The sequence below is a fragment of the Streptomyces aquilus genome, assembly GCF_003955715.1.
GTDB lineage: Bacteria > Actinomycetota > Actinomycetes > Streptomycetales > Streptomycetaceae > Streptomyces > Streptomyces aquilus.
Window position 1 is genome coordinate 3,301,996 of the sequence record NZ_CP034463.1, and the last position, 23,696, is coordinate 3,325,691.

The 23,696-nt window shown below is 69.7% G+C and carries 16 protein-coding genes, 3 tRNA genes, 1 other RNA gene and 1 pseudogene; 9 read left to right on the forward strand and 12 right to left on the reverse strand.

Features of this window, described 5'->3' with window-relative positions:
* Positions 1-44: 44 nt before the first annotated feature.
* The 5 genes from EJC51_RS15220 to EJC51_RS47715 form a co-directional block, all read right to left on the reverse strand.
* Complete coding sequence (locus EJC51_RS15220) at positions 45-6,329, reverse strand: type I polyketide synthase (protein ID WP_126271581.1); 6,285 nt, start codon at positions 6,327-6,329, stop codon at positions 45-47.
* A gap of 34 nt (positions 6,330-6,363) precedes the next feature.
* Positions 6,364-6,672: an acyl carrier protein gene (locus EJC51_RS15225; protein ID WP_126271582.1), complete on the reverse strand. Its 309-nt coding sequence runs from the start codon at positions 6,670-6,672 to the stop codon at positions 6,364-6,366.
* Positions 6,673-6,897: 225 nt separating this feature from the next.
* Positions 6,898-6,983 (reverse strand) — tRNA-OTHER (locus tag EJC51_RS15230).
* A gap of 24 nt (positions 6,984-7,007) precedes the next feature.
* A tRNA-OTHER gene (locus EJC51_RS47710) sits at positions 7,008-7,093 on the reverse strand.
* A gap of 15 nt (positions 7,094-7,108) precedes the next feature.
* Positions 7,109-7,194 (reverse strand) — tRNA-OTHER (locus tag EJC51_RS47715).
* A gap of 188 nt (positions 7,195-7,382) precedes the next feature.
* On the opposite strand from EJC51_RS47715, the gene EJC51_RS15235 reads away from it, so the two are divergent.
* The 3 genes from EJC51_RS15235 to EJC51_RS15240 all read left to right on the forward strand — a co-directional run bounded on the left by EJC51_RS15235 (position 7,383) and on the right by EJC51_RS15240 (position 9,146).
* Positions 7,383-8,387 carry a DUF2156 domain-containing protein gene (locus EJC51_RS15235; protein WP_126271583.1) on the forward strand — a complete coding sequence of 335 codons (1,005 nt, stop codon included), beginning with the start codon at positions 7,383-7,385 and terminating at the stop codon, positions 8,385-8,387.
* Between the two features lie 33 nt (positions 8,388-8,420).
* On the forward strand, positions 8,421-8,594 hold the full coding sequence (locus EJC51_RS47720; protein ID WP_166682859.1) for a hypothetical protein: 174 nt from the start codon (positions 8,421-8,423) through the stop codon (positions 8,592-8,594).
* A 306-nt stretch (positions 8,595-8,900) separates the two neighbouring features.
* Complete coding sequence (locus EJC51_RS15240; protein WP_126271584.1) at positions 8,901-9,146, forward strand: hypothetical protein; 246 nt, start codon at positions 8,901-8,903, stop codon at positions 9,144-9,146.
* Positions 9,147-9,165: 19 nt separating this feature from the next.
* On the opposite strand, the gene EJC51_RS15245 is transcribed toward EJC51_RS15240, so the two are convergent.
* Positions 9,166-10,431, reverse strand: coding sequence for a hypothetical protein (locus EJC51_RS15245; protein WP_126271585.1), 1,266 nt, complete (start codon positions 10,429-10,431; stop codon positions 9,166-9,168).
* A 245-nt stretch (positions 10,432-10,676) separates the two neighbouring features.
* On the opposite strand from EJC51_RS15245, the gene EJC51_RS15250 reads away from it, so the two are divergent.
* Entirely contained in the window at positions 10,677-11,831 is a 1,155-nt protein-coding gene (locus tag EJC51_RS15250) for a hypothetical protein (RefSeq protein ID WP_244362639.1), read from the forward strand.
* Here the strand turns inward: EJC51_RS15250 and EJC51_RS15255 are convergent.
* Positions 11,807-12,439, reverse strand: a complete 633-nt coding sequence (locus EJC51_RS15255) for a hypothetical protein (RefSeq protein WP_126271586.1) — start codon at positions 12,437-12,439, stop codon at positions 11,807-11,809. The genes EJC51_RS15250 and EJC51_RS15255 overlap by 25 nt on opposite strands.
* Positions 12,440-12,667: 228 nt before the next feature.
* Here EJC51_RS15255 and EJC51_RS15260 point away from each other — a divergent pair, with 228 nt between their 5' ends.
* Positions 12,668-15,238 (forward strand): GmrSD restriction endonuclease domain-containing protein, encoded by a 2,571-nt coding sequence (locus EJC51_RS15260; RefSeq protein ID WP_126271587.1) that lies wholly within the window; start codon positions 12,668-12,670, stop codon positions 15,236-15,238.
* Positions 15,239-15,483: 245 nt separating this feature from the next.
* Here the strand turns inward: EJC51_RS15260 and rnpB are convergent.
* The 3 genes and pseudogenes from rnpB to EJC51_RS15275 form a co-directional block, all read right to left on the reverse strand.
* Positions 15,484-15,894: RNase P RNA component class A (gene rnpB / locus EJC51_RS15265), an RNA gene on the reverse strand.
* A 115-nt stretch (positions 15,895-16,009) separates the two neighbouring features.
* Positions 16,010-16,786, reverse strand: a pseudogene (locus EJC51_RS49560) (DMT family transporter); the annotation flags it as partial.
* A gap of 21 nt (positions 16,787-16,807) precedes the next feature.
* Positions 16,808-17,623 carry a helix-turn-helix domain-containing protein gene (locus EJC51_RS15275; RefSeq protein WP_126271588.1) on the reverse strand — a complete coding sequence of 272 codons (816 nt, stop codon included), beginning with the start codon at positions 17,621-17,623 and terminating at the stop codon, positions 16,808-16,810.
* 353 nt (positions 17,624-17,976) lie between these two features.
* Here EJC51_RS15275 and EJC51_RS15280 point away from each other — a divergent pair, with 353 nt between their 5' ends.
* The gene (locus EJC51_RS15280; RefSeq protein WP_126271589.1) at positions 17,977-18,747 is read left to right on the forward strand and encodes a MerR family transcriptional regulator; all 771 of its coding nucleotides are present in this window, start codon (positions 17,977-17,979) and stop codon (positions 18,745-18,747) included.
* On the forward strand, positions 18,744-19,391 hold the full coding sequence (locus EJC51_RS15285; RefSeq protein WP_126271590.1) for a hypothetical protein: 648 nt from the start codon (positions 18,744-18,746) through the stop codon (positions 19,389-19,391). The genes EJC51_RS15280 and EJC51_RS15285 overlap by 4 nt, the downstream gene beginning before the upstream one ends.
* Here EJC51_RS15285 and EJC51_RS15290 read toward each other — a convergent pair.
* Positions 19,336-20,760 (reverse strand): RNB domain-containing ribonuclease, encoded by a 1,425-nt coding sequence (locus EJC51_RS15290; protein WP_126271591.1) that lies wholly within the window; start codon positions 20,758-20,760, stop codon positions 19,336-19,338. The genes EJC51_RS15285 and EJC51_RS15290 overlap by 56 nt on opposite strands.
* Positions 20,761-20,839: 79 nt before the next feature.
* Between EJC51_RS15290 and yaaA the strand changes: the two genes are divergently transcribed.
* Both yaaA and EJC51_RS15300 read left to right on the forward strand, forming a co-directional pair.
* Positions 20,840-21,622, forward strand: a complete 783-nt coding sequence (gene yaaA / locus EJC51_RS15295; protein WP_126276962.1) for a peroxide stress protein YaaA — start codon at positions 20,840-20,842, stop codon at positions 21,620-21,622.
* A 72-nt stretch (positions 21,623-21,694) separates the two neighbouring features.
* The gene (locus tag EJC51_RS15300; protein WP_126271592.1) at positions 21,695-22,336 is read left to right on the forward strand and encodes a bifunctional 4-hydroxy-2-oxoglutarate aldolase/2-dehydro-3-deoxy-phosphogluconate aldolase; all 642 of its coding nucleotides are present in this window, start codon (positions 21,695-21,697) and stop codon (positions 22,334-22,336) included.
* Here the strand turns inward: EJC51_RS15300 and EJC51_RS15305 are convergent.
* Positions 22,308-23,687, reverse strand: coding sequence for a bifunctional RNase H/acid phosphatase (locus EJC51_RS15305; protein ID WP_126271593.1), 1,380 nt, complete (start codon positions 23,685-23,687; stop codon positions 22,308-22,310). The genes EJC51_RS15300 and EJC51_RS15305 overlap by 29 nt on opposite strands.
* Positions 23,688-23,696: the final 9 nt, after the last annotated feature.

Here is a 23,696-nt window from a genome sequence, read left to right on the forward strand (position 1 = left end):
GCCGGGGCGTGGAGCTCGTACGGCTCCACGCCCCGGCCCCTCGGTCAGGCTGCCGCCGCGGCCGTCAACTCCCCTTCCAGGAACGTCGCGAGCTGCACCGGTGACGGGTGGTCGAAGGCCAGTTGGGGCGGGAGGGGGAGGCGAAGTGCCGCCTCCAGCTTGGTCTTCAGTTCCACCGCCACCAGCGAGTCGAGGCCGACCTGGGCGAACTCGGCGTAGGGGTCGATGGAGTCGGGGTCGTCGAGGTGCAGCACCTCGGCGGTCCTGGCCCGTACGAGCTCCTCCAGCGCCGCGACCCGTTCGGCCTGCGGCAGCTGGCGCAGGGCCTCCAGGTCCAGGGCGTGTGCCTCGGCGCCGCCGCCGGCCCGTACCAGCCGCTCGTACAGGGCGTTGCGCACCGGCTTGGCGGACGTGAACCGGTCCCAGTCCGCCTCGCCGGCCACGAGCTGGCCGAGCGGACGGCCCAGCACCGAGGCGAAGGCGCGGGCGCCACGGCCGGGTGAGAAGAGCTTGATGCCCTCGTCCTCCCAGCGCCGGATGAGCGCCTCGCCGAGCCTGGCCGACATGCCGACCTCGGCCCACGGCCCCCAGTTGATCGACAGACCCGGCAGTCCCTGGGCGTGCCGCCAGACCATCAGCGTGTCCAAGTAGGCGTTCGCCGCGGCGTAGTTGGACTGGCCGGGCGCGCCGACGACCGGGGCGGCCGAGGAGAACCCGACGAAGAAGTCCAGCTCGGGAAGGTCCGCGGTGGCCTCGTGCAGCAGCCAGGAGCCGTACACCTTGGCCTGGAAGACCTCGTCGAGGCTCTGCCAGGTCTGGTCGGCGACCGGCTGGTCGGCGGTGGTACCGGCCGCGTGGACGATGCCGCCGACCGGCACCCCCGCCCGCTTGAGGGAGGCGATGATCCGGGCGATGTCCGCGGGGTCGGAGACGTCGCCCTGGAGGACGGTGACCTCGGCCCGCTCGCGCAGCCGTCGCAGCAGATGGGCGACGTCGGCCACGGGTTCCTTGCGGCGGCCGACGAGCACCACCTGTTCGGCGCCGAGGTCGACGAGCTTCTCCGCGGCGACGAGACCGAGACCGCCGAGGCCGCCGGTGACGACGTAGACGCGGTCGGACCGCAGCTCGACGGGGCGCGCCTCGGCGGCGGACGGGTCGTCGAACTCGATGACCAGCTTGCCGATGTTGGCGCCGCGGCTGAGCACCCCGAACGCCTCCTCGACCTCGTCGAGGGTGTACCCGGTCACCGGCAGCGCGGGCAGGTCCCCGGCCGCCACCAGGTCCACGATGATCCGCATGATCTCCTGGTTGAGCGGGATCAGCCGGTCCTCGGGCAGTTCGCTGAGGTCGAAGTTGAAGTACGAGACGTCCGGCCGCTCCGCGGCGACCTGTTCCGGTGTCCACGCCCCGACCTTGCCGAGTTCGACGAACCTCCCGTTCTTTCCGAGGGACTTCATGCCGGCGGGGATGAAGTCCTTGTTGAGGCTGTTGAGGACGATGTCGACGCCGCGCCCGCCGGTGATCCGCTCGATGTCGTCGGCGAAGTCGAGGGTGCGGGAGTTCATCAGGTGCTCGACGCCCTGCTCGCGCAGCAGCGGCCACTTGTGCGGGCTCGCGGTGGCGAAGACCTCCGCCCCGGCCAGCCGCGCCAGGTGGACGGCGGCCTGTCCGACGCCGCCGGCCGCCGCGTGCACCAGCACCCGGTCGCCGGCCTTCATGCCGGCCAGCCGGTGCAGGGCGTAGTACGCGGTGACGTACACGGAGATGAGTCCGGCGGCCTGCGTGAAGTCGAGCCCGGCGGGCTTGGGTACGGCGACCGCGGACGGCACGGTCACCCGGCGCCGCATGAGCCCGAGGTAGTTGACGATGACCTCGTCGCCGGGCGCGAAGGAGGCGTCGGGTCCGGCGGCGACGACGGTTCCGGCGCACTCGAAGCCGAGCGGCTGCTCGCCGAACTCCCGCATCATGCCGAGGGAGTTGAGGACATCCTTGAAGTTGAGGCCGACGGCGGCGACCTGGACCTGAATCTGGTCACCGGTGGGCGCCACTTCCTCGACGCGCTCGGGCCGGATGCCGGCGAAGGTGCCGTACTCCTTGACCGCGAGCCCGAACCCGTTGTCCCGGCGGGCCCGCGCATCGTCGGCGACGAGCCGCCGTACGTGCCGGTGGCCGCCGCGGTAGGCGACCTGGAAGTCGCCGGTCTCCCGCGCGGTGAGCTCGGCGGCGAGCGCGGCCGGTCCGGTGCCGTCGGCGGGCAGGTCGATCATCGTGGTCCGGTACGACGGGTACTCGTTGAGGAGTACGGCCCCGAAGCCCCACAGGGAGGCCGCGGCGAGCCGGGTCCGCGCCGGGTCGTCCCCGCGCAGCGGCTGGGCCTGCTCGGTGACCAGCCACAGCCGCTGGTCCCGCCCGAAGCCCTCTCGGTCGAGGACGGCGAGCAGGGCCAGCAGCCGGGCGTAGTTCCGCTCGGACTCGGCCCGCAGCCCGTCCACGCCGTCCTGCCAGAGCCAGGCCACGTCGGTGATCCGCTCCTGCACCAGCAGGGCGCCCGCCTCGTCCGCGCCGTCGGCGAAGAACATCCGTCCGCCGCTCCCGGCGAGCAGGGAGGCGGTCTCCCGGAACCCGTCGTCGGGCCGCCCGACGAGCAGCACCCGCCGCTCGGCGACTGCGTCCTGGCCCGTCAACGACCGCTTGGTCCACCGCAGTTGATGGAAGAAGCTGCGACGCGGCGAACCGGGCGTGTCGGCCAGCTGCTTGAGCCCGAGCCCACGCAACTCCATGACGGGATCGTCGCCTTCGAGCACGAGTACGTCCGCACACACGTCGACGTCCGCGGAGTCGGCCGGGACGAGCCGCAGCAGTGTCCGCAGTTCATGCGCGCGCGGCTTGCGGAAGAGGGTGAACCGCCCGAAGCGGACGGGGAGATAAGAGTTGCCGTCGTCGGCGAGGGCGCCCATGTTGTGCATGGCCGCGTCCAGCAGCGCCGGCGGCACATGCTCCAACGGCCCCGCGTCGACGCCCTGGAGGTCACCGACGGTCAGCCCGCTCGGGAACCGGGTGACGGACCGCATCAGCCGGAACGCGGGCCCGTAGTCGAGTCCGGCGCCGGCGTAGGCGGCGTACACGTCCTCCGCCCGCAGCACATCGGACGGCCGCTCCCCGTCGCCGGCCAGTCCTACGAGGGCCCGCGCGGCGTCGCTGGGTCCGTCCTGCGCCTCGTCGGCGGCCGACAGCACGGCGGTCGCGTGCACCCGCTCGACGGCGTCCTCACCGCTGCCGACGAGACTGACGATCTCGACGGCGAAGACACCGTCCGCGCCCGGAGCGAGCCGGGTCCGCAGCCGGGTCGGGGTGTCCGCGTCGAGGATCAGCGCCTCCCGCAGGCTCACGTCACGGACGGCACGGCGGGTGTGCCCGAGCACCGCGTCCTGGAGTGCGAGCACGATCTCCAGATATCCGGTGCCGGGAAAGACGACCTTGCCCATGGCGACGTGCGCGGCGAGATAGCCGGGCTGCTCGGCACTGATGACGGCGGAGAACTCCCTTATCCCCACTGCCCGTTGCTCTTCCGTACTGGTCTCGGCGCCGAGCAGCGGATGGTGGACACCGCTGGTGTCGGCGATCCGGGTGCCGAGGCCGTGCCGCCGGTTGGCGGTGGTGGGCAGCCAGTACCGCTTGCGGTCGAAGGCGTAGCCCGGCAGCGCGACGGCCGTGCGTTCCCGCCCCGCGTGGAAACCGGTCCAGGAGAGGGTGAATCCGGCGCCGTACAGCTGCGCCACGGCGTTGCGGACGGTCCGCCCGTCGGTGTCGGTCGGGTGCGAGCTGGCCAGCCACAGGTGATCCTGCGCGGTGACGCACTGCTTGGCCGGCGCGCTCAGCCCGAGCGAAGGCCCGATCTCGATCATGGCATGCCGACCGCGCTTCTCCAACGTCCGCATACCGTCGGCGAATTGGACCGGAGCACCGATGTGTCGGACCCAGTAGTCGGGGTCGGCGATCTCACGGAACCGCGCGACCTTCCCGGTGACGTTGGAGATGAGGGTGAGAGCCGGCTCGTGGAACTCGATGCCGGCGATCTCGGCGCGGAAGGCGTCGTACACCTCCGCCATCAGCGGGGAGTGGAAGGCGTGCGAGACGGTGAGCCGCTTGACGCGCAGTCCGCGCTCAGCGAACGCCGCCATGGCGTCGGCGAGCGACTCCTCGCCGCCGGAAATCACGGTCTGCTGCGGCGAGTTGACCCCGGCCACGGCAAGGTCGTCGTACTTCTCCAGCAGCGGCGCGACGTCCTCGACGGGCGCACCCACCGCGGCCATGCCGCCCGGCGCGGTGACCGACTGCATGAGCCGGGCACGGGCGGCCACGAGCGCGGTGGCGTCCTCCAGGCTGAACAACCCGGCGACGGCGGCCGCGGTGACCTCACCGATGCTGTGCCCGATGAGCACGTTGGGCCGCAGACCCCAGGACATCCACAGCTTGGCGAGGGCGTACTCGAAGGTGAAGAGGGCGGGCTGGGAGTAGAGGGTCTGATGGAGCTCATCGCCATTGGCGCCCGTGTCCGTGTCCGTGTCCGTCGCGAACATCAGGTCCTTGACGGACCGACCGAGCTTGTCGGCGAACAGCGCGTCACAGGCGTCGACTTGGGCGGCGAAGGCGGGGAACTGCCGGTACAGCGCGGCCCCCATGCCCGGGTACTGCGACCCCTGCCCGGCGAACATGAAGGCGGTCTTGCGTACGTCGTTGCGGCGGCCGGGCCCGTCGGCGGTATCGGCGGCCCGCTGCAACAGCGCGCTCAGGGACGCGTGATCGGTGACGAGGCCGCCCACCCGGTGGGTGAAGTGGCTGCGCCCGACGTTGCCGGTGTAGCAGAGGTCGCCGATGTCGACGCCCGGGTTCTGCTCCAGGTGCTGCCGGTAGCGCTCGATCTGCATGCCGAGCGAGCGGCGGGACTTGGCGGAGAGGGTGAAGACGTGGCCGCCGTCGTCGGCGGGGGCCGAAGGTGCGACCTCCTTGGCGGGAGCCTCCTCGATGACGGCGGCGGCGATGGACCCGGCGAAGCCGAAACTGTTGACGACGGCGCGCCGCGGGGTGCCGTCCACCTCCCACGGCCGATTCTCGGTCGGCACGGTCACGGGAATGTTCGACCAGGGGATACGGCCGGAGGGCTTGCTGAAGTTGATGTGCGGGAAGATGGTCCCCGCCCGCATCTGGAGGACGGTCTTGATGACACCGGCGATGCCGGCGACCGGCTCGGTGTGCCCGAGGTTGGTCTTGACCGAGCCCACGGTGACGGGCCGTTCGGCGGTGTGGGAGTCGGCGAAGACATCGCTGATGGCGCCCATCTCGATGGGGTCGCCGAGCGGGGTGCCGGTGCCGTGCGCCTCGACGTACTGGATGTCGGAGGGGGTCAGTTCGGCGTTGCGCAGCGCCGCGCGGATGACGGTCTCCTGGGCGGTCCCGTTGGGCACGGTGAGCCCGGCGCTCTCGCCGTCCTCGCCGATGGCGGTGCCGCGGATGAGGGCGAGCACCTGATCGCCGTCGCGCTGTGCGTCGGAGAGCCGCTTGAGCACGAGCACGGCACAGCCCTCGGCCCGCACATACCCGTCGGCGTCCTCGTCGAAGGTCTTGCAACGACCGTCCGGGGCCAGCATGTTGGCGTGCGAGAACATCACGAAGATGCGCGGGTGGTGCAGACAGTTGACGGCGGCGGCGAGGGCGACGTCACAGGCGCCGCTGCGCAGCCCCTCGACGGCGAGATGGGTGGCGGTGAGCGAGGAAGCACAAGCAGTATCGACCGTCAGACTGGGCCCACGGAGCCCAAAGAAGTAGGACAGCCTGCCGGAGAGCGGGAAGAGCGTGATCCCGGCGGCGAGATGCCCGTCCAGCTCCTCGTACGGCAGTCCCTCCATCTCCAGGGCGTAGTCGATGGAACTGGCGCCGACGTACACGCCGCCGTTTCCGTGCCGGAGTTCGGCGGGGTTGATGTTGGCCTGCTCCAGTGCCTGCCAGGCCGTCTCCAGGAGCAGTCGCTGCTGAGGGTCGACGAACGCGGCTTCCTTGGGCGAGATGTTGAAGAACGGCGCGTCGAACTGGTCGATCTGGTCGAGGAATCCGGCGCCGGTGGTGCGCACCTTGCCGAGCTCGGGCTCGTCGCCCTCGTCGGGGCGGGGCTTCAGGGCGGCGACATCCCACCGGTCCTCGGGGACGGGTCGGATACCGGACCCGCCGTTCTTCAGGAACTCGGTGAACCCCTCGGGCGACTCATTGCCGCCCGGGAGCCGGAAACCCATGCCGACCAGTGCGATGGGCTCGTTGTGCGGGGTTTTCGACATTACGGTCTTCCCTCTTCTCGACAGCCCGCAGTGGTCACGGCATGAGGTCGCCGAGGACCTCGTCGGCCAGGTATTCGAGCAGGTTCTCGACGGTAGGCTTGTTGAACAGGACGTTCGTGCTGAGCGTGCACCCGAGCAGAGCCTCCAGCCGGGTTTTCACTTCCATGATCCGAAGCGAGGTGAACCCGAGGGAGAAGTAACTCTGATCGATGGGAAATTCCTCGTCGCCGCCCATGAGGAGAACATCCCTGAACTCCGCGACGACCAAGTCCTCAAGATATTCCGACCGCTCGGACCGGGGCAGCTCGGAGAGTTTCTCCACCACCAGGGCCTGTTCGCTCATCGCATGCTCCATAAGGCGTCACCGGGTAAGAGGCGGATGGTTGTACGTGAGATGGTCAGGGGGCAGGAACATGGGCTGATGGAATCAGCCGCTGCTGACGCCCACCTGACCGCGGACTGATGAAGCCCGACGCCGGCAACAAAGGAAAGGGCCGGAGGCCAGGAACCTCATTCGCCCATGAGGCCCGCGACCCCCGACCCTGTCGGCGGGGACATACACCATGCGCGGAGAGGGCAGGATTCGAACCTGCGCGGACTCAATGAGCCCGACCGTGAGCACGGTCCCCGATAAACCACTCCGGGCACCTCTCCCAGCAACCACCTACTGCACCTGCGCGGAGAGGGCAGGATTCGAACCTGCGCAGACTCAAAGAGCCCGACCATTCACACAGTCCCCGATAAACCACTCCGGGCACCTCTCCCTGTTACACACTGCGCGGAGAGGGCAGGATTCGAACCTGCGCGGACTCGATGAGCCCGACCATTTGCACGGTCCCCGATAAGCCACTCCGGGCACCTCTCCCTGAGATCCGGTCCGGTTCCCCTTTCGGTTCCCCGCCCTGCTCTCGAGAAATACATTGCCATGCCCCGCTGACATCACCCTGACGTCTGCCTGACACCCTCACAACCGTTCCCGGCAGCTCTACCGAAGCGGTATTCGAAGGTGCTCTACTTTCGACAGAAGATTCGCGTCCCCAAGGAAGGAACGCTATGTCGGCGACCAGCGCAACGACCCTGGACAACCCCGTCCTGCGGGCAATCAAGACGCACACCCAATCAGACAACCCCAGCTCTTTCCTGGCCCTCAACACAGGAAACAGCGTCTTCACCCTCCCCGGCGTGGACGGCGTAGCCATCTACCGTCGAACCGGCCGCCACCTCGTCCAGTTCGGCGGCCCGTTCGCCGCACCCGACGCCTACGGCAAGCTGGTGGAGGGCCTGCGCGAGTACGCCCGCGCCGAACAGCTCCAGCTGGTCTCCGTCCAACTCCAGCGCCCCGACGCCGAGCAGTACCGGGAGGCCGGCTTCACGGTCAACCAGATAGGCGCGTCCTGGGCGGTGCACCTGCCCGACTTCACCCTCCGCGGCACGCGCTTCATGCAGCTGCGCAACAAGATCTCCCGGGCTCTGCGCAACGGCCTGACGATCGAGGAGGTCCCGGCGGAGAACTGCGAGGAGGCCCTAGAGACGATCGACAGGGCGTGGCTCGGCTCAAAGGGCGACCACGCGAGGCCGTTGGAGTTCCTGGTGGGCCAGGTAGGAGGCGAAGCCCAACAGCACCGCCGCCTCTTCGTGGGCAGCATCGACGGCGCCCCGGTCAGCTACATCTCCTACTCCCCCGTCTACGGCACCAAGGCCGGCTGGATGCACGACCTGAGCCGCCGCATCCCGAACGGCTCGCCGGGTCTGATGGAGGCCATCAACGCCCACGCGATCGAGAAGTTCACGGCCGAGGGCGTGGAGTGGCTCCACTTCGGCTTCACCCCGTTCACGGGCCTGGACGAGGCGAACGAACTCCCGGGCGCCAGCCCGTCCTTCCAGTGGCTGATGCACTTCCTGTGGGCGGAGGGCGCGGCGCTGTACCCCGCGCAGACCCAGCTGGACTACAAGGAGAAGTGGGCCCCGCACGCCTGCCTCCCCGAGTACGTAGCCTTCGACGGCCCGGCGTCCATCGCCTCCTTCGCCCACATCTTCCGGGCCTGCAACGCCTTCTGAGACCCCACGACGACCCCGAGGAGAGACCCCCAGATGACGACGCCCATAACCGAGGACACCCGCCCCACGGACGACTTGAAGATGGCCCTGGTGGAGTCACTGATGGCCGTGATCGGCGCCCCTGACGACGACGAGGCGGCCGAGAAGGCCGCCACGATCATCCACACCCTGGACGAACGGCTGACGGCGGAGGCGACTTCCGCCTGACGACGCGAGCCGGACCGTAGGCAAAGAGAGGGAGACAAGTCGAGCTCTACGCCGGGGCAGGAAGGCGACTCGGAGAGCGCCCTCTGCACAATCGCAGACATCAGCGGTCACCCTTGCCCCGGTGAGCTCACCGTCAGACTCCGCCTCGTACGCACCCTCATCATCCGCGCCGACGGTGCGAGATCGACCGTATGCAAAACAACTCTGCGCAGAGGCTCCCTCGTTATGGCAGGGCGCGCGCCCATCTCCACGTCAATGGAGTGCACCGCGTAAGTCAGAGCCACCCCATCACGAAGCGAGTCCCCCATGGCGGAGCAGCACCAGGCGACGAATCCGGACCAGGCACAGGAGACCCGACGGCAGCGAGCCGGCGCCGCCGCCTTGCTCGTAGGCCTGATCGGCACACTCGCGTTCTTCGCCCTATGGCCCGGCTTGCCACACGTCATCGACTGGGGAGCCATCGTCGCGGCCATCGCCGTGGGTGGGCTGGCGCGCTGGATCTGCCAGTCCTGGATGACTGGTACGGCTCAGAAGAAGTCTGCACGATCGTGAGCGTCCGGTGGGGCTCAGCTCATTGCTCCACCGGTTCAGCCGGTGTCCCACGTTCCTCGTCGTCCCCCCGTCGACGGAGCGCTCGCTCGCCGATCTCGCTGGAGAGCCTGCCCGTCACCGATCTGACCCGATGGAGGGTCTCGTTACCGAGACGCCTGGCGGCGTTGACGCCTCCGGCTCCCGTGTCGAGCGCCCGTTCCCCCGCCTCCGCGGCGGCGTCCAACCACCTTCTCGCGTCCATCAACTGTCGACCGTGCTCGATCCCGAGCCGCCCGTGGAAGTCGACGACGGCGACCGCGACATGATTGCCCGCATGCACGACGGCCGGGGACGCGGTCGGGTGCAGCAGCACCTTCGTATTGGCCCTGTCGACGACCGCGTCCACGCGGGCCAGCAGACGCTCGGTGCTCTGCGAGATGAGCTCCCTACGGTTCTGCCGGGCAACCTGAAGTCCGAGGCGATGCCGGTCCAGTTCATCCGGGGATGCGTCCAGTAGGCGGTCGAGTTCGAGCACGGAGATCGCGTCGTGCAGTTGGAAGCAACGGGCCAGAACGGCAAGCCACTCCCCCACCGCGACCTCCGCGTCCTTGGAGGTCTTGGCAAGGTCACCGATCTTGGTCTGGTGCTCCATCTTCTCGGTGAGCGCGTCGAGTTGACGCAGCGCATAGGCCTGGGTCCGCGCGATCGTCATCGCCGTGCCCTGCACCTTCGACCACGTGACCGCGGAGACCCGGCCCACCTGCTCTCGAACGGTCATGGCCTCCTCTATGACGAGGCCCGCTCCGATCATGTCCGCCAGCACCACGTCCTTCTGAGCGCGGAGCACGTCGTCGACCTTCGCATCGATCGCGGCGAGATAGTCGGTGATCTCGTCCATGGTCTGCTGCATCGCAAGCTGCGCCATGAGCCCCGCTGCACCGGCCAGGCGTGCCGGGTTGGTGAGAAACGATCCGGGCGTCTTCTCCAGTTCGAGGAGCCCCTTGATCTTGCCGTTCTTCGTCAACACGGCACGGCTTACACCCGAGTTCGAGCCCTTCATCAGCCCGTACTTCTCGAGAGCGTGCGCCGACTGCTCGGTCAACTTCACCCAGCGGCCCGAGTCGGCCGCGATCTCGGCACCTTTCTGCGCTGCTCCAGCCACAGCACTGAGGGTGGGGCCGAGCCTCGGCAGTCCGAGATCCTTCGACGGCAGTCCTTCGGAGACGAGGAAGCGTTCGACAGCCGTCGGGCTTCCAATGACGGCCAGGCCGTCGCCGTCGCTGATCAGCTGAAGGTCGTCGTCCATCGGCGGCTCCTGAAGTGGCTCTTCGCAGTGCCTGACGCTACCTCGCGGCGATGTCAGTCCTCTGAAGGATCCTTCCCGCCGCCTCACCAGGTGGGTGCTGACGGAAAGCTCGAACTCTTCTGGGCGCCATCATCCCCTGTCCGAGAACCGCTCCGCCCCTGGCAGGCGGTCTTGCGCCGTTCATTTCACTGCTCTGACAGTGAGAAACAGCGGGGCGGCCTGACAACCGTGAGGGGGACGATCTCGTGGGGGCTGGGATCGAGGCAGTAGACGAAATGCTGCGGGACCGTCTGCTCATCATGGTCAACGACCAGCTGGCGATCGACGTGCTCCCGTACATCCCGGTTCGCACTGGCGGACTGGTGCTGACGGGTGCTGCCGCGCCGGTCAGGTGCAGGGAGATACGCAACGCCCGGCCCGAGACGACTGTGGTCATGGACCAGGGCAGCCACACCCAACAGATCGCCACCACTGATGCACCGTTCGGTCTCAAGACCAACTACGGCTGGCGCGACCTGGACCTCGCCGGGCTCAATGAGATTCTCGACGGCCAGCGCGACAACAAGGCGTCCTATGCCGTCACACCCACGTGTTTCATCCCGGCTGACCAGGTGGGCGACGCGTCGGTACTCAAGGCCGTAATCCGTCAGGCCAACCACTTGCGCCGCGGGGACACCGTCGTACTGTTGCCGTGCAGCTGGCGATGGTTACGGCGCTCTTCCCTTCCCGACCTCGCCGAGCAGATCCGGAGCTGTCGGCATCCCGTGGCGTTGATCATGCAGGCGGACGGCGACCCACTCGAACGCGACCAAGCCTCCGAAGGGCTACGGCAGTTGTGCCGATCCTGTCCCCGACTCGTTCTCTGGCGCACTGATCTCGCGGCCTTTGATGCCATGGCGCACGGGGCGTTGGGTGCGGCGGTCGGCGCCTCGGCCGTACTCCGGCACGGTGTGGCTCCACGGCCCGACAGCGGAGGTGGCGGCCACAAGCCGTTTCCAGTGGTGCTGGTCCGGCGCCTGCTCCGTTACCACCGCGTGGCGACGCTCCAGGACTGGTTCGCCCACGTCGATCCGTGGACCTGCGACTGCGCGGTGTGCGCAGGGGCGGCTCTCACCCGCTTCACGGACAGCGACGCGGACGTCCTCCGGGCCCTGCTGCACACTGTCTGCGAACTCTACTCACTGCATGAGGAGTTGGACGCCACCCTCCCAGGCGACGACCGCATCGGCTGGTGGCGTCAGCAACTCACGGACGCCCGGGAATACCACCGCCTACTGTCGTCCCAGACGGACACGGAGGTCTCGTTTCCGAAGGTGCTTCAGGCCTGGCGCCGCTGGAGTCCGCCCGCGCTGCCCACGAGAGGGAAGCACCGGACTCAGGACCATTCCGGCCCTAGTTGACGCCAGGCCTGCTCATGGAACAGCCACTGGGCAGCGGAGTGCCGTCGAGGCCGGTAGGGGGCGGGTTCCAGGAGCCAACGCAGCCCCGCCGGCTCTTGGGTGGCTACGCCGACCCCATAGAAGCGGGCCTTCAAGAGAAGCAGGTCCATGTCGGGGTCGTCAGGTGATGGGAAGTCGTGCTGCCCTGATGCCGCCGCAGGGCGCGATACGACGACCCCGCGGGCGCAGAACGGCGCGAACTGCGAGGCGTCCCGAACCGCGGAGTCCCATGCGCGGGGTGAGACGCCTCGTGGTCCGCGGAGAAGAACCAGCTCGACACAGGCAGCGGGTACGAGTTGCCGTACGACGATGCCCTCACCCTCCACCAGCGCGACCACGCCGGGCGGCGCGGCGTGGAGCATCCGCAGGGCATGGGCATCGAGCGAAGACGCCGATACTGGGACGTCCGCTGGAAGGTCATGCAAGACGGTCAGCAATGCCCTGCTGTCGACCGCGCCGAGGCCGACTGAGGAGCGCCGGCGGGCCTCGTCGGCGAACACGCTGACAGCGGCCTGCACTTGTTGTCCGCGCAGCCTCAGTCCGGTGAGTGCCTGCTCGGCCAGCAGCATGTCTTGTGTCCTCGCCCTGGTGGTTCGGTTCGTCCTGCTGCCGGACTTCTGACATCCGGCGGCATCCACCTCCGCTGTCTACCAGTCCGGCGTGCTCGTGGCACATCCACAGATGGAATGCGGCCGCCCGGCCGCGGTGTCCCAGCGTTCTGGCAACTGTCTGCGGAAAGCGGCCCTATCGTCGTTCCCACGTGCCACGACCGCTCCAACTGCCAAGGGGGGACCACGATGCAGGCGAAGGAGACGCTGTTCGCCGATCTCGTGCAGGGCAAGGCTCAGCAGTTCCAAGTGCCGCTCTATCAGCGGACGTACTCCTGGACGGAGAAGCAGCTAAGACAGTTATGGAGTGACATCCTGGAGCAGGCCGAGCTGATCGAGCGCGGTGAGCAGGCGAACACACACTTCCTGGGGTCCGTCGTCCTCGCGCCGTCGCCGCAGAACGATGCGACGTTCTCCCGATGGCTCGTCGTCGACGGCCAGCAGCGGCTGACCACGCTCTCCCTCGCGCTGGCCGCGATCCGCGATCACGTCAAGGACGCCGAGCCGCGTCAGGCCGAGCGGATCGACGAGCAGTACCTGATCAACAAGTGGCAGACCGGCATCGACCACTTCCGGTTGCTGCCGACCCAGGCGGACCGGACACAGTTCGCCGCGCACATCCGCGGACCACTGACCGAGCAGGTCGGCAGTAGTGTCGCCACGGCCTACAGCTTCTTCCGCCGAAAGCTCGTCGAGGCTGCCGACCCGTCCGCCCCGCAGGACGTGTTCCGCATCGAGCAGGCCATCACCTCCCGGCTGACGCTGGTGGCAGTGACCGCCCAGCACGGGGACAACGTGCACCGCATCTTCGAGTCCCTCAACAACACCGGGCTCAAGCTCAGCCAGGCGGACCTGCTGCGCAACTACCTGTTCATGAAGCTGACCACACGCGGCGAGCACGTCTACGAGACGTACTGGCTCCCGCTGCAGGACAGCCTGAGCAACGAAGAGCTGGAACAGCTCATGTGGCTGCAACTGGTCCTCGACGGCGACGACCGGGTACGCCGCCAGGACCTGTACGCGGCGCAGCAGCAGCGCTTCGAGCGCGACGAGGCGAGCGAGGAGGAAATCGAGGACTACATCAGGGAGTTGTACGGCCGCGCCGCCGTCTTCCGCCGCCTGCTCCACCCCGAGGAGGAGCCGGACGCAGCGGTTCGCGCTCATCTGCTCCGCCTGAACGCCTGGCAGGCCCAGGTCACCTACCCCGCACTGATGCTGCTCCTCGACCGCCGCGCCCGCGGAGACCTCGATTCAACCGACACCGCCCGTGCGATGTCGTACATCGAGAGCTTCCTGGTACGCCGGATGATCTGCCGCGTGCCGACGAACAACCTCAACAGGATCTTCCAGTCCGTGCCCGGGCAACTCCCGCTCGACGTGCCCGTCGCCGATGGGCTGCACCAGTTGCTCTCCTCCGAGAACCGGTTCTGGCCCGACGACAGGGAGCTGCGCGAGAAGATCCAGAAGGCGCCCTTCTACCAGTTCGGACGCTCACAGCAGCGGAAGGTGGTGCTGCAGCGGCTGGAGGAGAGTTACGAGCATCCGGAGCCGGTGGACTTCGCCGCAGCCCAGCTCACCATCGAGCACGTCATGCCGCAGTCGCCCGGCGACGAGTGGCTCGAGATGCTGGAGGAGGAGGCGGCTGACGGGGAGAGCGCGAAGGATCTGCACTCCCGCCTGCAACACACCCTCGGGAACCTCACGCTCACCGCGGTCAACTCCGAGCTGTCGAACCATCCCTTCGAGCGCAAACAGGGCCTTCTCCATGGCAGTCACCTGGAGATGAACCGCCGCATCGCCGCGACCGAACGCTGGGGCGCGAAGGAGATCCTCGCCCGCGCCGACGAACTCGCCGACCGTGCAATCTCCTTGTGGCCCGCCCCGCTACGTGGAGTCGGCCGCGCGCAGCGCAGCCGGGACTGGCATCTGGCACACCAGGTGCTGGCGGCACTCCCGCACGGCACGTGGACGTCGTACGGCGACCTCGCCGCGTTCCTCGGCTCGGGCGCCCAGGCCGTGGGCAACCACCTGGCGAGCACGCCGGGGGTGGTGGGCGCGTACCGGGTGCTCACGTCCGAGGGCAAGGTCTCCGAGGGTTTCCGTTGGACGTCCGACGACGACGGCGACGACGTCCGCTCCCGCCTGGCCGCCGACGGCATCCGATTCACGGTGACCGGCGCCGCCGACCCGGCGCAGCGGCTCACCGCAGACGACCTCGCACTGCTCGTCACCGAGGACGACGACCGAGCCGAGGCCGAAGACACCGCGCAGCGCACGACCAGCGCCGGCCAGGGCGAGGAGACACGCGCAGACCGCTTCCTTCGCCAGCTCGCGGCGGACGACTCCCCGGAGACGGTCGAGGCGGTCCGGACGCTCTTCGCCCGTTGGGAAGAACTGGGCGGCTGGATCGGACACGGGGCGGGCCAGGTCATGACGAGCGCGTTCCTCATGCTCGGCCAGGCAGGCGCACCCGGCCGGGGCATCTGGCCGATGACGCTGTACCCGGGTAGTGGCAGGGGCGGCACGGCGGAGGTGGTCTTCCAGTACCTGGCCACGCGGGACCCGTTCACCGACCGTGCGCTACGCGCCGAACTCCTCACGCGTCTCAACAAGTTGGAGGGCGTACACATCCCAGAGGGAAAGCTTGAGCTGCGCCCCAACATCCGCCTCTCCCTGCTGGTGAAGAACGGCAACCTCGAACTGCTCGCGGAGACGTTGGTGTGGTTCCGGGACCGTTGGGAGACGCGGGAAACGGTCTGAGGGGACGCCCCCTGCGGGACGCCCCCTGCGGGTGCGTCCCGAGTCGCAACCAAGATGCAGTCCGAAGGTTCGATCCCCGGGTCGCCCCCTCGGACTGTCTGCCCCTCGTTCCTCCCTCGGGGACTTTCAGGGCTGCCTGAGGCACTCTCGCCACGTAACACGTAACACGGCAAGCTCCTAAAAGACCGGAAAAGACCTCCGCCCCAGATCAGAGGGCCCGTCCCAGATAGAGCTGCGGGTAGCGGCAGACGAGTCGGGCTGTACGCCGGGTTCTGTGCCGAGGGTCCTCGCGGACGTCTCGGCGACGGCCATCCATCTAGGACCGGCGTTGCCGCCGGCCTCGTGCGGTCTACCCGGGAACTCGGGCGGGCAGCCCTCGGACGTTCCCGCAGAGCCGCCTCCGAAAAGGCGGCCCCTTTTGACCTTGCTCCAGGTGGGGTTTACCTAGCTGCCCAGGTCACCCTGAGCACTGGTGGTCTCTTACACCACCGTTTCACCCTTACCGAGGACCGAGGTCCCCGGCGGTTTGTTTTCTGTGGCACTGTCCCGCGGGTCACCCCGGGTGGCCGTTAGCCACCACCCTGCCCTGTGGAGCCCGGACGTTCCTCGGGAAGCCCCCCGTCAAGGGGACTCCACGCGGCCGTCCGCCCGGCTCGTCTGCCGTGTCGACCATGTTACCGGCCCCCCACTCCTCGCAGGACCGGCCGCCGTCGCCAGCACCGACCCCGCCAGGATCAGGACGAAGGCCACCCCCACCCCCGCCGTCAGCTCCTCCCCCAGGAACAGCGCGCCCGCCGCCACCGCCACCGCCGGGTTCACGTACGTGATCACCGTCGACCGCGTCGGGCCCACCTCCTTGATCAGCTCCAGGAAGGCCACGAAGGCGACCGCGGTGCAGATCACTCCCAGGCCCGCCAGCGCCAGCAGAACCGAACCCGACGGCATCGACGACGGCCACGTCGCCCCCGCCGCCGGTGCGTACACCACCGCCGCCAGCGCCAGGCACGACGCCGTGAGCTGGAGGGACGGGACAGCCCGCAAGTGCCTCGCCGCTATCAGCGGCGCCGTCGCGTACCCCACCACCGTCACCAGCACCTCCGCCATCGACCGCGCGTCTCCCCCGGTCAGATGCGGCACCGTCAGGACTCCGACCCCCGCCAGGCCCAGCCCCAGCCCCGTCACCCTGCGCGCCCCCAGCCGCTCCGTGGCCCCGAAGAAGCGGGCCAGTGCCACGCCCACGATCGGTACCCCGGCTATCAGCAGACCCGCCGTCGAGCTCGACAGATGCCTCTCCGCGTCCGTCAGCGTGAACCACGGGCCGATGATCTCTATGCACGCGAAGGCGAGGAGCGGTTTCCAGTGGGCCCGGACCGTCGCCGGCAGCCCCCGCGCCGCGAACGGCAGCAGCAACGCCGCCCCCAGCGCACACCGCGTGAACACCACGAAAGACGGGGACAGCGGAGCCTCCACCGCCACCTTGATCATCAGGTAGGGGATCCCCCACACCACTCCCATCAGGGAGAACAGGAACCAGCCGCGTGCAGTCATACCGCCATGCTCGTCGCGGCGTCAGCGCCCGTCTTGAACGCTGTTGCGGTACGCCGCCGGCGTCACCCCCAGCACCCGCCGGAACCAGCGGGTGAGGTGCGCCTGGTCGGCGAAGCCCACCGCTGCCGCCGCCTCCGCCGGGCGCAGGCCCGATTCCAGCAGGGTGCGGGCGCGGTGGACTCGGTATTGCGCCAGCCAGGCGTACGGGGGCAGGCCCATCGTCGTACGGAAGGCCCGGAGGAGTTGGTAGCGGGACAGGCCCACGTCCTCGGCCAGCGTCGCCAGGGACGGAGGGGCCAGCAACTCGTCCGCCAGACGGTCTCGTACGAGCAGCGCGATACCGTCGCCGCCCGGCACCACGTCGTCCGTCGCCCGTGCCGTGGAGTGGCGGCGGGCCAGTGCCGTCAGGAGCCACGGCAGTCGCGACTCCGCCTCCAGCGGGTCGGGGCAGGCGCTGAGTTCCGTGTGCGTCAGGCGGAGGGCGGCAGCCAGCTCCGGGTCGTCTATCAGGGGCTCGCGGAAGTGCGGGAAGCCGAGGGTGCCATCGGCCAGCAGGGGTGTCGCCGCGTACAGGGCCCGGTACGCGTAACCGTCCGTCGTGGTTCCCGGGCCTCCCGTGTGCACCTCCCCGGGTGCCAGTACGACGATGCTGCCCGGGCCCGTGCGGATGTGCCCGCCTCTGTAGTCGATGATCTCCGAGCCGCCCACGCAGACGCCGACCGTGAACTCGTCGTGGGCGTGGGGGGCGTAGACGTGCTTGTCGAAGCGGGCCGTGAGGAGGTCCAGGCGGGGGCCACAGCGGCCCAGTCTTGCCCGCGTCCACAGTGCCTGTTCCACGCCGCGCCCCCTGTCCTCCGTCGTTCTCAGGGTGCAACGCCTAGGTGGTCAGAGAAAGTCCGCTGTCTCCAGGTCGAAGGAGAAGGGCTCGGGGAGTGCCACTGCACGTCTGTCGATGAACGCCTGTACAGCTGTTCCACGATCTGGCTGATGCAGTGCTCGTGGTGCCCATCGAGCAACGGCGTCACCACGAGTTCCCCCTCATCGGATCCAGTGCCACGGCCACCAGACAACAGCCCTTCACCTAGCGCCAGGACCGAACCGTCGAAGATCACCCGTTAGTGACCAGCATCGGCCCGGCCCCTGCCCCTGCCCCTTGACCATGCCGCGACGTCAACGTCTCTACTGACCCCATGCGCATCGGAGAACTCGCCGCCGCCGTCGGCGTCACCACGCGGACCGTGCGGCACTACCACCATCTCGGGCTGTTGCCCGAGCCAGAGCGGCTCAGCAACGGCTACCGGGACTACACCCTGCGGCACGCCGTCGTCCTCGCCCGTATCCGGCGGCTGACCGAGTTGGGGATGGGGCTCGCGGAGGTGCGGGACGTGCTCGCGGAGGATGCCGGGAAGGATCTCGTCGAAGTGCTCACCGAGCTCGACGAGGACCTGGCCCGGCAGGAGGCGGCGATCCGCGAGCGGCGGGCGCGGCTGCGGGCGCTGCTGGAGGCGGAGGGCGGGCTGAGCGTCGAGGGGCCCGTCTCGCCGGAACTGGCCTCGCTGTTCGGGGACTTGGCTCATGTCGGGGCCGACTCCCCCATGGCCGTCAAGGACCGCGAGATGCTCGCGCTGATCGACACCATGACGGCCGTGGAGGACCGGGAGCGGCTCGTGGACCTGCTGCGCGGCGCCCTCGGCTCCCCCGAGGGGATCGCGCGGGCACTCGAGGCGTACGCCCTGCTCGACGACCTCGCCGAGGCCGACCCTGCCGAACCTGCCGACCCGCGCGTGGCGGAGGCCGCCGGTACCCTCGCCGACTGCATGCCCCGCGAGCTCGTCCCCCGCACGGGGATCGACGCGGACAACAGCTTCATGCGCGCCTTCTACGCGGACCTCGCCCCCGCCCAGGCGGAAGTCCTCCGCCTCGCGATGCGGATCCTCACCGAGGCCGAGGAGCCGTCGTGAGGACGGCCGGGAGGACGGCCGGGAGGACGGCCGGGAGGACGGCTGCGTGGGTCCTCGTGCGCCATGAGCTGCGGCTGCTCGCCAGCCTGGCGCTGTGGGCGGCGCGGCGCACGCACGGGGCCGACGGCGGGCGGGCGTTCGGGTATGCGCGGGGGCAGGGCGCGGTGATGTTCGGCTTCGCCTTTGTGTGTTGCGTGGAGACGCTGACCATGTCCGTGCTGCTGCGGGACCATCCGACCGTGCACCACGTGGTGTTCGTGCTCGACGTGTACACCATCGTGTTCGTCGTCGGGATGCACGCGGCCTCCGTCGTACGGCCGCACGTGCTCGGCCCCGGCGTGCTGCGCGTCCGCCACGGCGTGCACGTCGATCTGCGCATACCGGTCGAGCACATCGCGACCGTACGCCGCGAACTGCGCACCACTCACGAACGCGCCGACGGCGAACTCGACGTCCCCGTGGGCGCACAGACCACCGTCACCCTCGAACTCACCCACCCCATAACCCACTTCACCCCACTCGGCCGCCAACGCCACATCCACACCGTCCGCTTCCACGCCGACGACCCCGCCTCCCTCATCAGCGCGATCACGCAGGCGCGAACCGCACCTTCGCCGCTCCCGGATCGGCCTGCACCAGCCTGACCCGCAGACGCTCGCCCAGCGGAAGACGGTCCCCCTCGATCCGCCCGATCACCGCCGGGGACTCCAACTGCACCACCCCCACCGACGGCCTCCGCTCCTCCACCTCCACCACGCACCCGTCGAAGACCTCCCCCACCCGGTCCTTCAACAGCGCCGCCTCCACGATGTCGACGCACTCCCGCTCGACCGTGCCCGCACGCCGGCCGCCCTCGGCCATCTCCTGCGGGAGTGACTCCAACGCCGCCAGCACCCACTCCGGCGGCGCCTCCCCCGCCACCGCCGCCAGGCAGATCTCCGACGCGTACCGGTCGGCCAGGCGGCGCAAAGGGGCCGTGCAGTGGGCGTACGGCGCCGCCACCGCCGAGTGTGTGGTGATCAACGGAAGAACTCCGTCCCGGAACACCGTGTAACCCGCACCCCGCAGCAGCGTCGTGCACTCCTGCAAGAACGCCGCGTGGTGCGGGTCATGCGGGTCCAGCGAGCGCACCAGCGCCGCGTACGAGACATGGTGCGGCCAGTCGATGTGCAGCGCGTGGGCCGTGCGGCGCAGGCGGCCCACGGCGCCGTCGGGGGCGGCGGGGAGCGTGCGGAGTACGCCGGTGCCGTGCGCGAGCATCAGGTCGGCGGCCGCCATGCCGGTCAGGAGGGAGATCTGGGCGTTCCAGCCGTCCGCGGGGAGCGGCGCGCGATACGTCAGCTCATATCCCCCGTCAAGCTCGACGATCTCCTGCTCGGGGACCTTCAGGGAGATGCCGCCACGGGCCACCTCCAACTCCTCCCGCAGCCGGCCGATCACCTTCAGCAGCGCCAGTGGCTCCTCCGCCGTACCCTCGTCGATCTCCTTCTGCACGCCCTCGTAGTCGAGCTTCGCGCGGCTGCGGACCAGTGCGCGGCGCACGTCCACCGCCACCGTCCGGCCCTCCGCGTCCAGGTCGATCGTCCACAGGGCCGCCGGGCGGGTCCGGTCCGGGAGCAGGCTGGCCGCGCCCTCGCTCAGCACGGGCGGGTGCAGGGGGACCTTCTCGTCGGGGAAGTACAAGGTCATCACCCGACTGTGGGTCTCCTTGTCCAGTGCCGACCCTGGTACGACGAACGCGGCGACGTCGGCGATGGCGTACCGGACGCGGTAGCCGGTGCCCTGGCGGGAGAGGTGCATCGCCTGGTCGAGGTCGACGGACGTGGGCGGGTCGACGGTGAAGAAGGGGATGTCGGTGGCGTCGTACGTCGGGAGCAGCGGAGGACGCTCGGCGTCGGCCAGCGCCTCGGGCGGGTAGGCCTCCGACACTCCGAGTTCGGTGCGCAGTGCGGTGAGGGCGGCCCGGAGAGGGGCTTCGGGGGCGCCGGTCACGCTGATGTGGCGGCGGGGCATACCAGCGAGCGTAGAGCGGGGGGCGCGGGGTGGCACGCCGTACGCTATGGCGAAGCCAGACGTGAAGGAGATCCCGCCCGTGCTTGTCCTGCTGCCGCCGTCCGAAGGCAAGGCCTCCTCCGGTCGTGGCGCCCCGCTGAAGCTGGAGTCCTTGTCGCTGCCGGGGCTGACCGAGGCGCGGTCCGCCGTGCTCGCGGAGCTCGTCGAGCTGTGTGCGGGGGATGAGGACAAGGCCCGGGAGGTGCTCGGGCTGAGCGAGGGGCTGCGGGGTGAGGTCGGGAAGAACACCGAGCTGCTGAGCGCCGGGGCGCGGCCCGCCGGGGAGATCTACACCGGTGTGCTGTACGACGCGCTCGGCCTCGCCTCCCTCGACACTGCGGCGAAGCGGCGGGCCGGGCGGCAGTTGCTCGTGTTCTCCGGGTTGTGGGGGGCCGTCGGGGTCGGCGACAAGATCCCCTCGTACCGGTGCTCCATGGGTGTGAAGCTGCCGGGGCTGGGGGCGCTGGGCGCGCACTGGCGGGGGCCCATGGCCGACGTCATGCCGGAGGCGGCGGGGTCGGGGCTCGTGCTTGATCTGCGGTCCTCCGCTTACGCCGCCGCGTGGAAGCCCAAGGGGGAGGTGGCCGGGCGGACCGCGAGCGTGCGGGTGCTGCACGCGCCGACGCGGAAGGTGGTCAGCCACTTCAACAAGGCCACCAAGGGGCGGATCGTACGGAGTCTGCTGTCGGCGGGCATCGCGCCGGCGGGGCCTGCCGAGCTGGTGGAGGCGCTGCGGGACCTCGGGTACGTCGTCGAGGTCGAGCCGCCGAAGGGGGCCGGGAAGGCGTGGACGCTGGATGTGCTGGTGGACGAGATCCACTAGCGCGGCCACCTATCCATTGCACCCTCCGCAACGCTCGTTGCACACATCGCTCCCCCTGGGCACGATGAGGCCATGAGCGTGCTGGATCTCGCCCCCGTCGTGCCCGTCGTCGTCATCGAGGACGCCTCCGATGCCGTGCCGCTGGCGCGGGCGCTGGTGGCGGGAGGGCTGCCGGCGATCGAGGTGACCCTGCGGACGCCGGCCGCGTTGGAGGCGATCCGGGCGATCGCCGACGGGGTGCCGGACGCGGTGGTCGGCGCGGGCACGGTCGTGACGCCGGAGCAGGTGACGGCGTCGGTGGCGGCCGGGGCGCGGTTTCTGGTCAGCCCGGGGTGGACGGACGTACTGCTCGACGCCATGCGGGCGTCCGGGGTGCCGTTCCTGCCGGGGGTGTCCACGGCGTCCGAAGTCGTCGCGCTGCTTGAGCGCGGGGTGCGGGAGATGAAGTTCTTCCCGGCGCAGGCCGCGGGCGGGACGGCGTATCTGAAGTCGCTCGCCGGGCCGTTGCCGCAGGCGCGGTTCTGCCCGACGGGCGGGATCGGCCCGGCGAACGCTCCCGACTATCTCTCCCTGCCCAACGTCGGCTGCGTGGGCGGGACTTGGATGCTCCCCGCGGACGCGCTGGCCGCCCGGGACTGGGCGCGGGTCGAGGAACTGGCCCGCGCTGCGGCCGAACTCAAAAACCTCAGGGACGCAGGTGGGACGTGTCGTTGAAGAGGCGGACGCTGGCGTTGCCGTCGGCGTAGTACGCCACCGCCGACAGCGACGCGGCGCTCAGTTCCATACGGAACAGGGACTCCGGCGGGGCGCCGAGGGCGAGGCGTACGAACGTCTTGATCGGCGTGACGTGCGTGACGAGCAGGACCGTGCGGCCCGCGTACGTGGCGATCAGCTTGTCGCGGGTGGCGGCGATACGAGTGGCCGTCGCCGCGAAGCTCTCGCCGCCGCCGGTGGGTTCGGCGTCGGGGTCGGAGAGCCAGCGGTTGAGGTCGTCGGGGTAACGCTCCCGCACCTCACCGAAGGTCAGCCCCTCCCACGCCCCGAAGTCGGTCTCCCGCAGACCGTCCTCGACGGTCACGTCCAGCCCGAGGCGCTCGGCCACGGCGGCCGCGGTCTGCCGGGTACGGGCGAGAGGCGACGCCAGGATCTCCTGTACGGTGCCACGCCGGGCCAGCGCCTCCCCGACCAGCCGCGCCTGCTCCTGGCCCACCTCGGACAGCGACGGGTCGGTCCCCCCGCTCCCCGAGAACCGCTTCTGCGGAGTCAGCGGCGTCTCCCCGTGCCGCAACAGCACGAAGGTCGCCGGCGCTCCCATGTCGGCCGGGGCCCAGCCGGAACTGGCGACGGTTTGAGCGGCACGGACATCAGCGTCGGCTTCAGCGGCTCCGCCGCCCGAAGACTCCGCCGCTCCGCGGCGGGAGGACCGGCCAGGAGAAGAAGCGGCAGCGGCGGAGGACGCCGAAGCCGCCGAGGCAGAAGAGCCCGAAGCCGTCCCGGCAGCGGCCGCCCCCAGCGCCGCCCGCACTCGCGCCGCACCCGCCGCCGCGTCTCCCGGCGGGCCGGACACCTCAGGCACAGCTGACGCTACGGAGCCGGCGGACTCGGCCGCCCGCGCCTGCAACTCCGCCGTCGAACCGGACTCCGACCACTGCTCCCCCCGCGCCCCCGCGTCCATCGCCTCGTTCGCCAACCGGTCCGCGTGCTTGTTCCGCTCGCGCGGGATCCACTCGTATGTCACCCGGTCCGGCGGGAACACCCGTGCCGCCTCCATCGCCAGCGGCTTCATGTCCGGGTGCTTGATCTTCCAGCGGCCCGACATCTGCTCGACGACGAGCTTGGAGTCCATGCGGACGTGGACGGACGCGGACGGGTCCAGGTCGTGCGCCGCGCGCAGACCCGCCACCAGCCCCCGGTACTCGGCGACGTTGTTCGTCGCGACGCCGATGTACTCGGCCCGTTCCGCCAGCGTCTCGCCGGTCGCCGGGTCGATGACGACCGAGCCGTACCCGGCCGGGCCGGGGTTGCCCCGCGACCCGCCGTCCGCCTCGACGATGAACTCCCGCACGCGTAAAGC

Excerpts from the sequence above, each read along its gene's own strand:
- EJC51_RS15220 (WP_126271581.1), bottom strand. The coding sequence starts at position 6,329 with ATGTCGAAAACCCCGCACAACGAGCCCATCGCACTGGTCGGCATGGGT.
- EJC51_RS15225 (WP_126271582.1), bottom strand. The coding sequence starts at position 6,672 with ATGAGCGAACAGGCCCTGGTGGTGGAGAAACTCTCCGAGCTGCCCCGG.
- EJC51_RS15235 (WP_126271583.1), top strand. The coding sequence starts at position 7,383 with ATGTCGGCGACCAGCGCAACGACCCTGGACAACCCCGTCCTGCGGGCA.
- EJC51_RS47720 (WP_166682859.1), top strand. The coding sequence starts at position 8,421 with ATGACGACGCCCATAACCGAGGACACCCGCCCCACGGACGACTTGAAG.
- EJC51_RS15240 (WP_126271584.1), top strand. The coding sequence starts at position 8,901 with ATGGCGGAGCAGCACCAGGCGACGAATCCGGACCAGGCACAGGAGACC.
- EJC51_RS15245 (WP_126271585.1), bottom strand. The coding sequence starts at position 10,431 with ATGGACGACGACCTTCAGCTGATCAGCGACGGCGACGGCCTGGCCGTC.
- EJC51_RS15255 (WP_126271586.1), bottom strand. The coding sequence starts at position 12,439 with ATGCTGCTGGCCGAGCAGGCACTCACCGGACTGAGGCTGCGCGGACAA.
- EJC51_RS15260 (WP_126271587.1), top strand. The coding sequence starts at position 12,668 with ATGCAGGCGAAGGAGACGCTGTTCGCCGATCTCGTGCAGGGCAAGGCT.
- EJC51_RS15280 (WP_126271589.1), top strand. The coding sequence starts at position 17,977 with ATGCGCATCGGAGAACTCGCCGCCGCCGTCGGCGTCACCACGCGGACC.
- EJC51_RS15290 (WP_126271591.1), bottom strand. The coding sequence starts at position 20,760 with ATGCCCCGCCGCCACATCAGCGTGACCGGCGCCCCCGAAGCCCCTCTC.
- EJC51_RS15300 (WP_126271592.1), top strand. The coding sequence starts at position 21,695 with ATGAGCGTGCTGGATCTCGCCCCCGTCGTGCCCGTCGTCGTCATCGAG.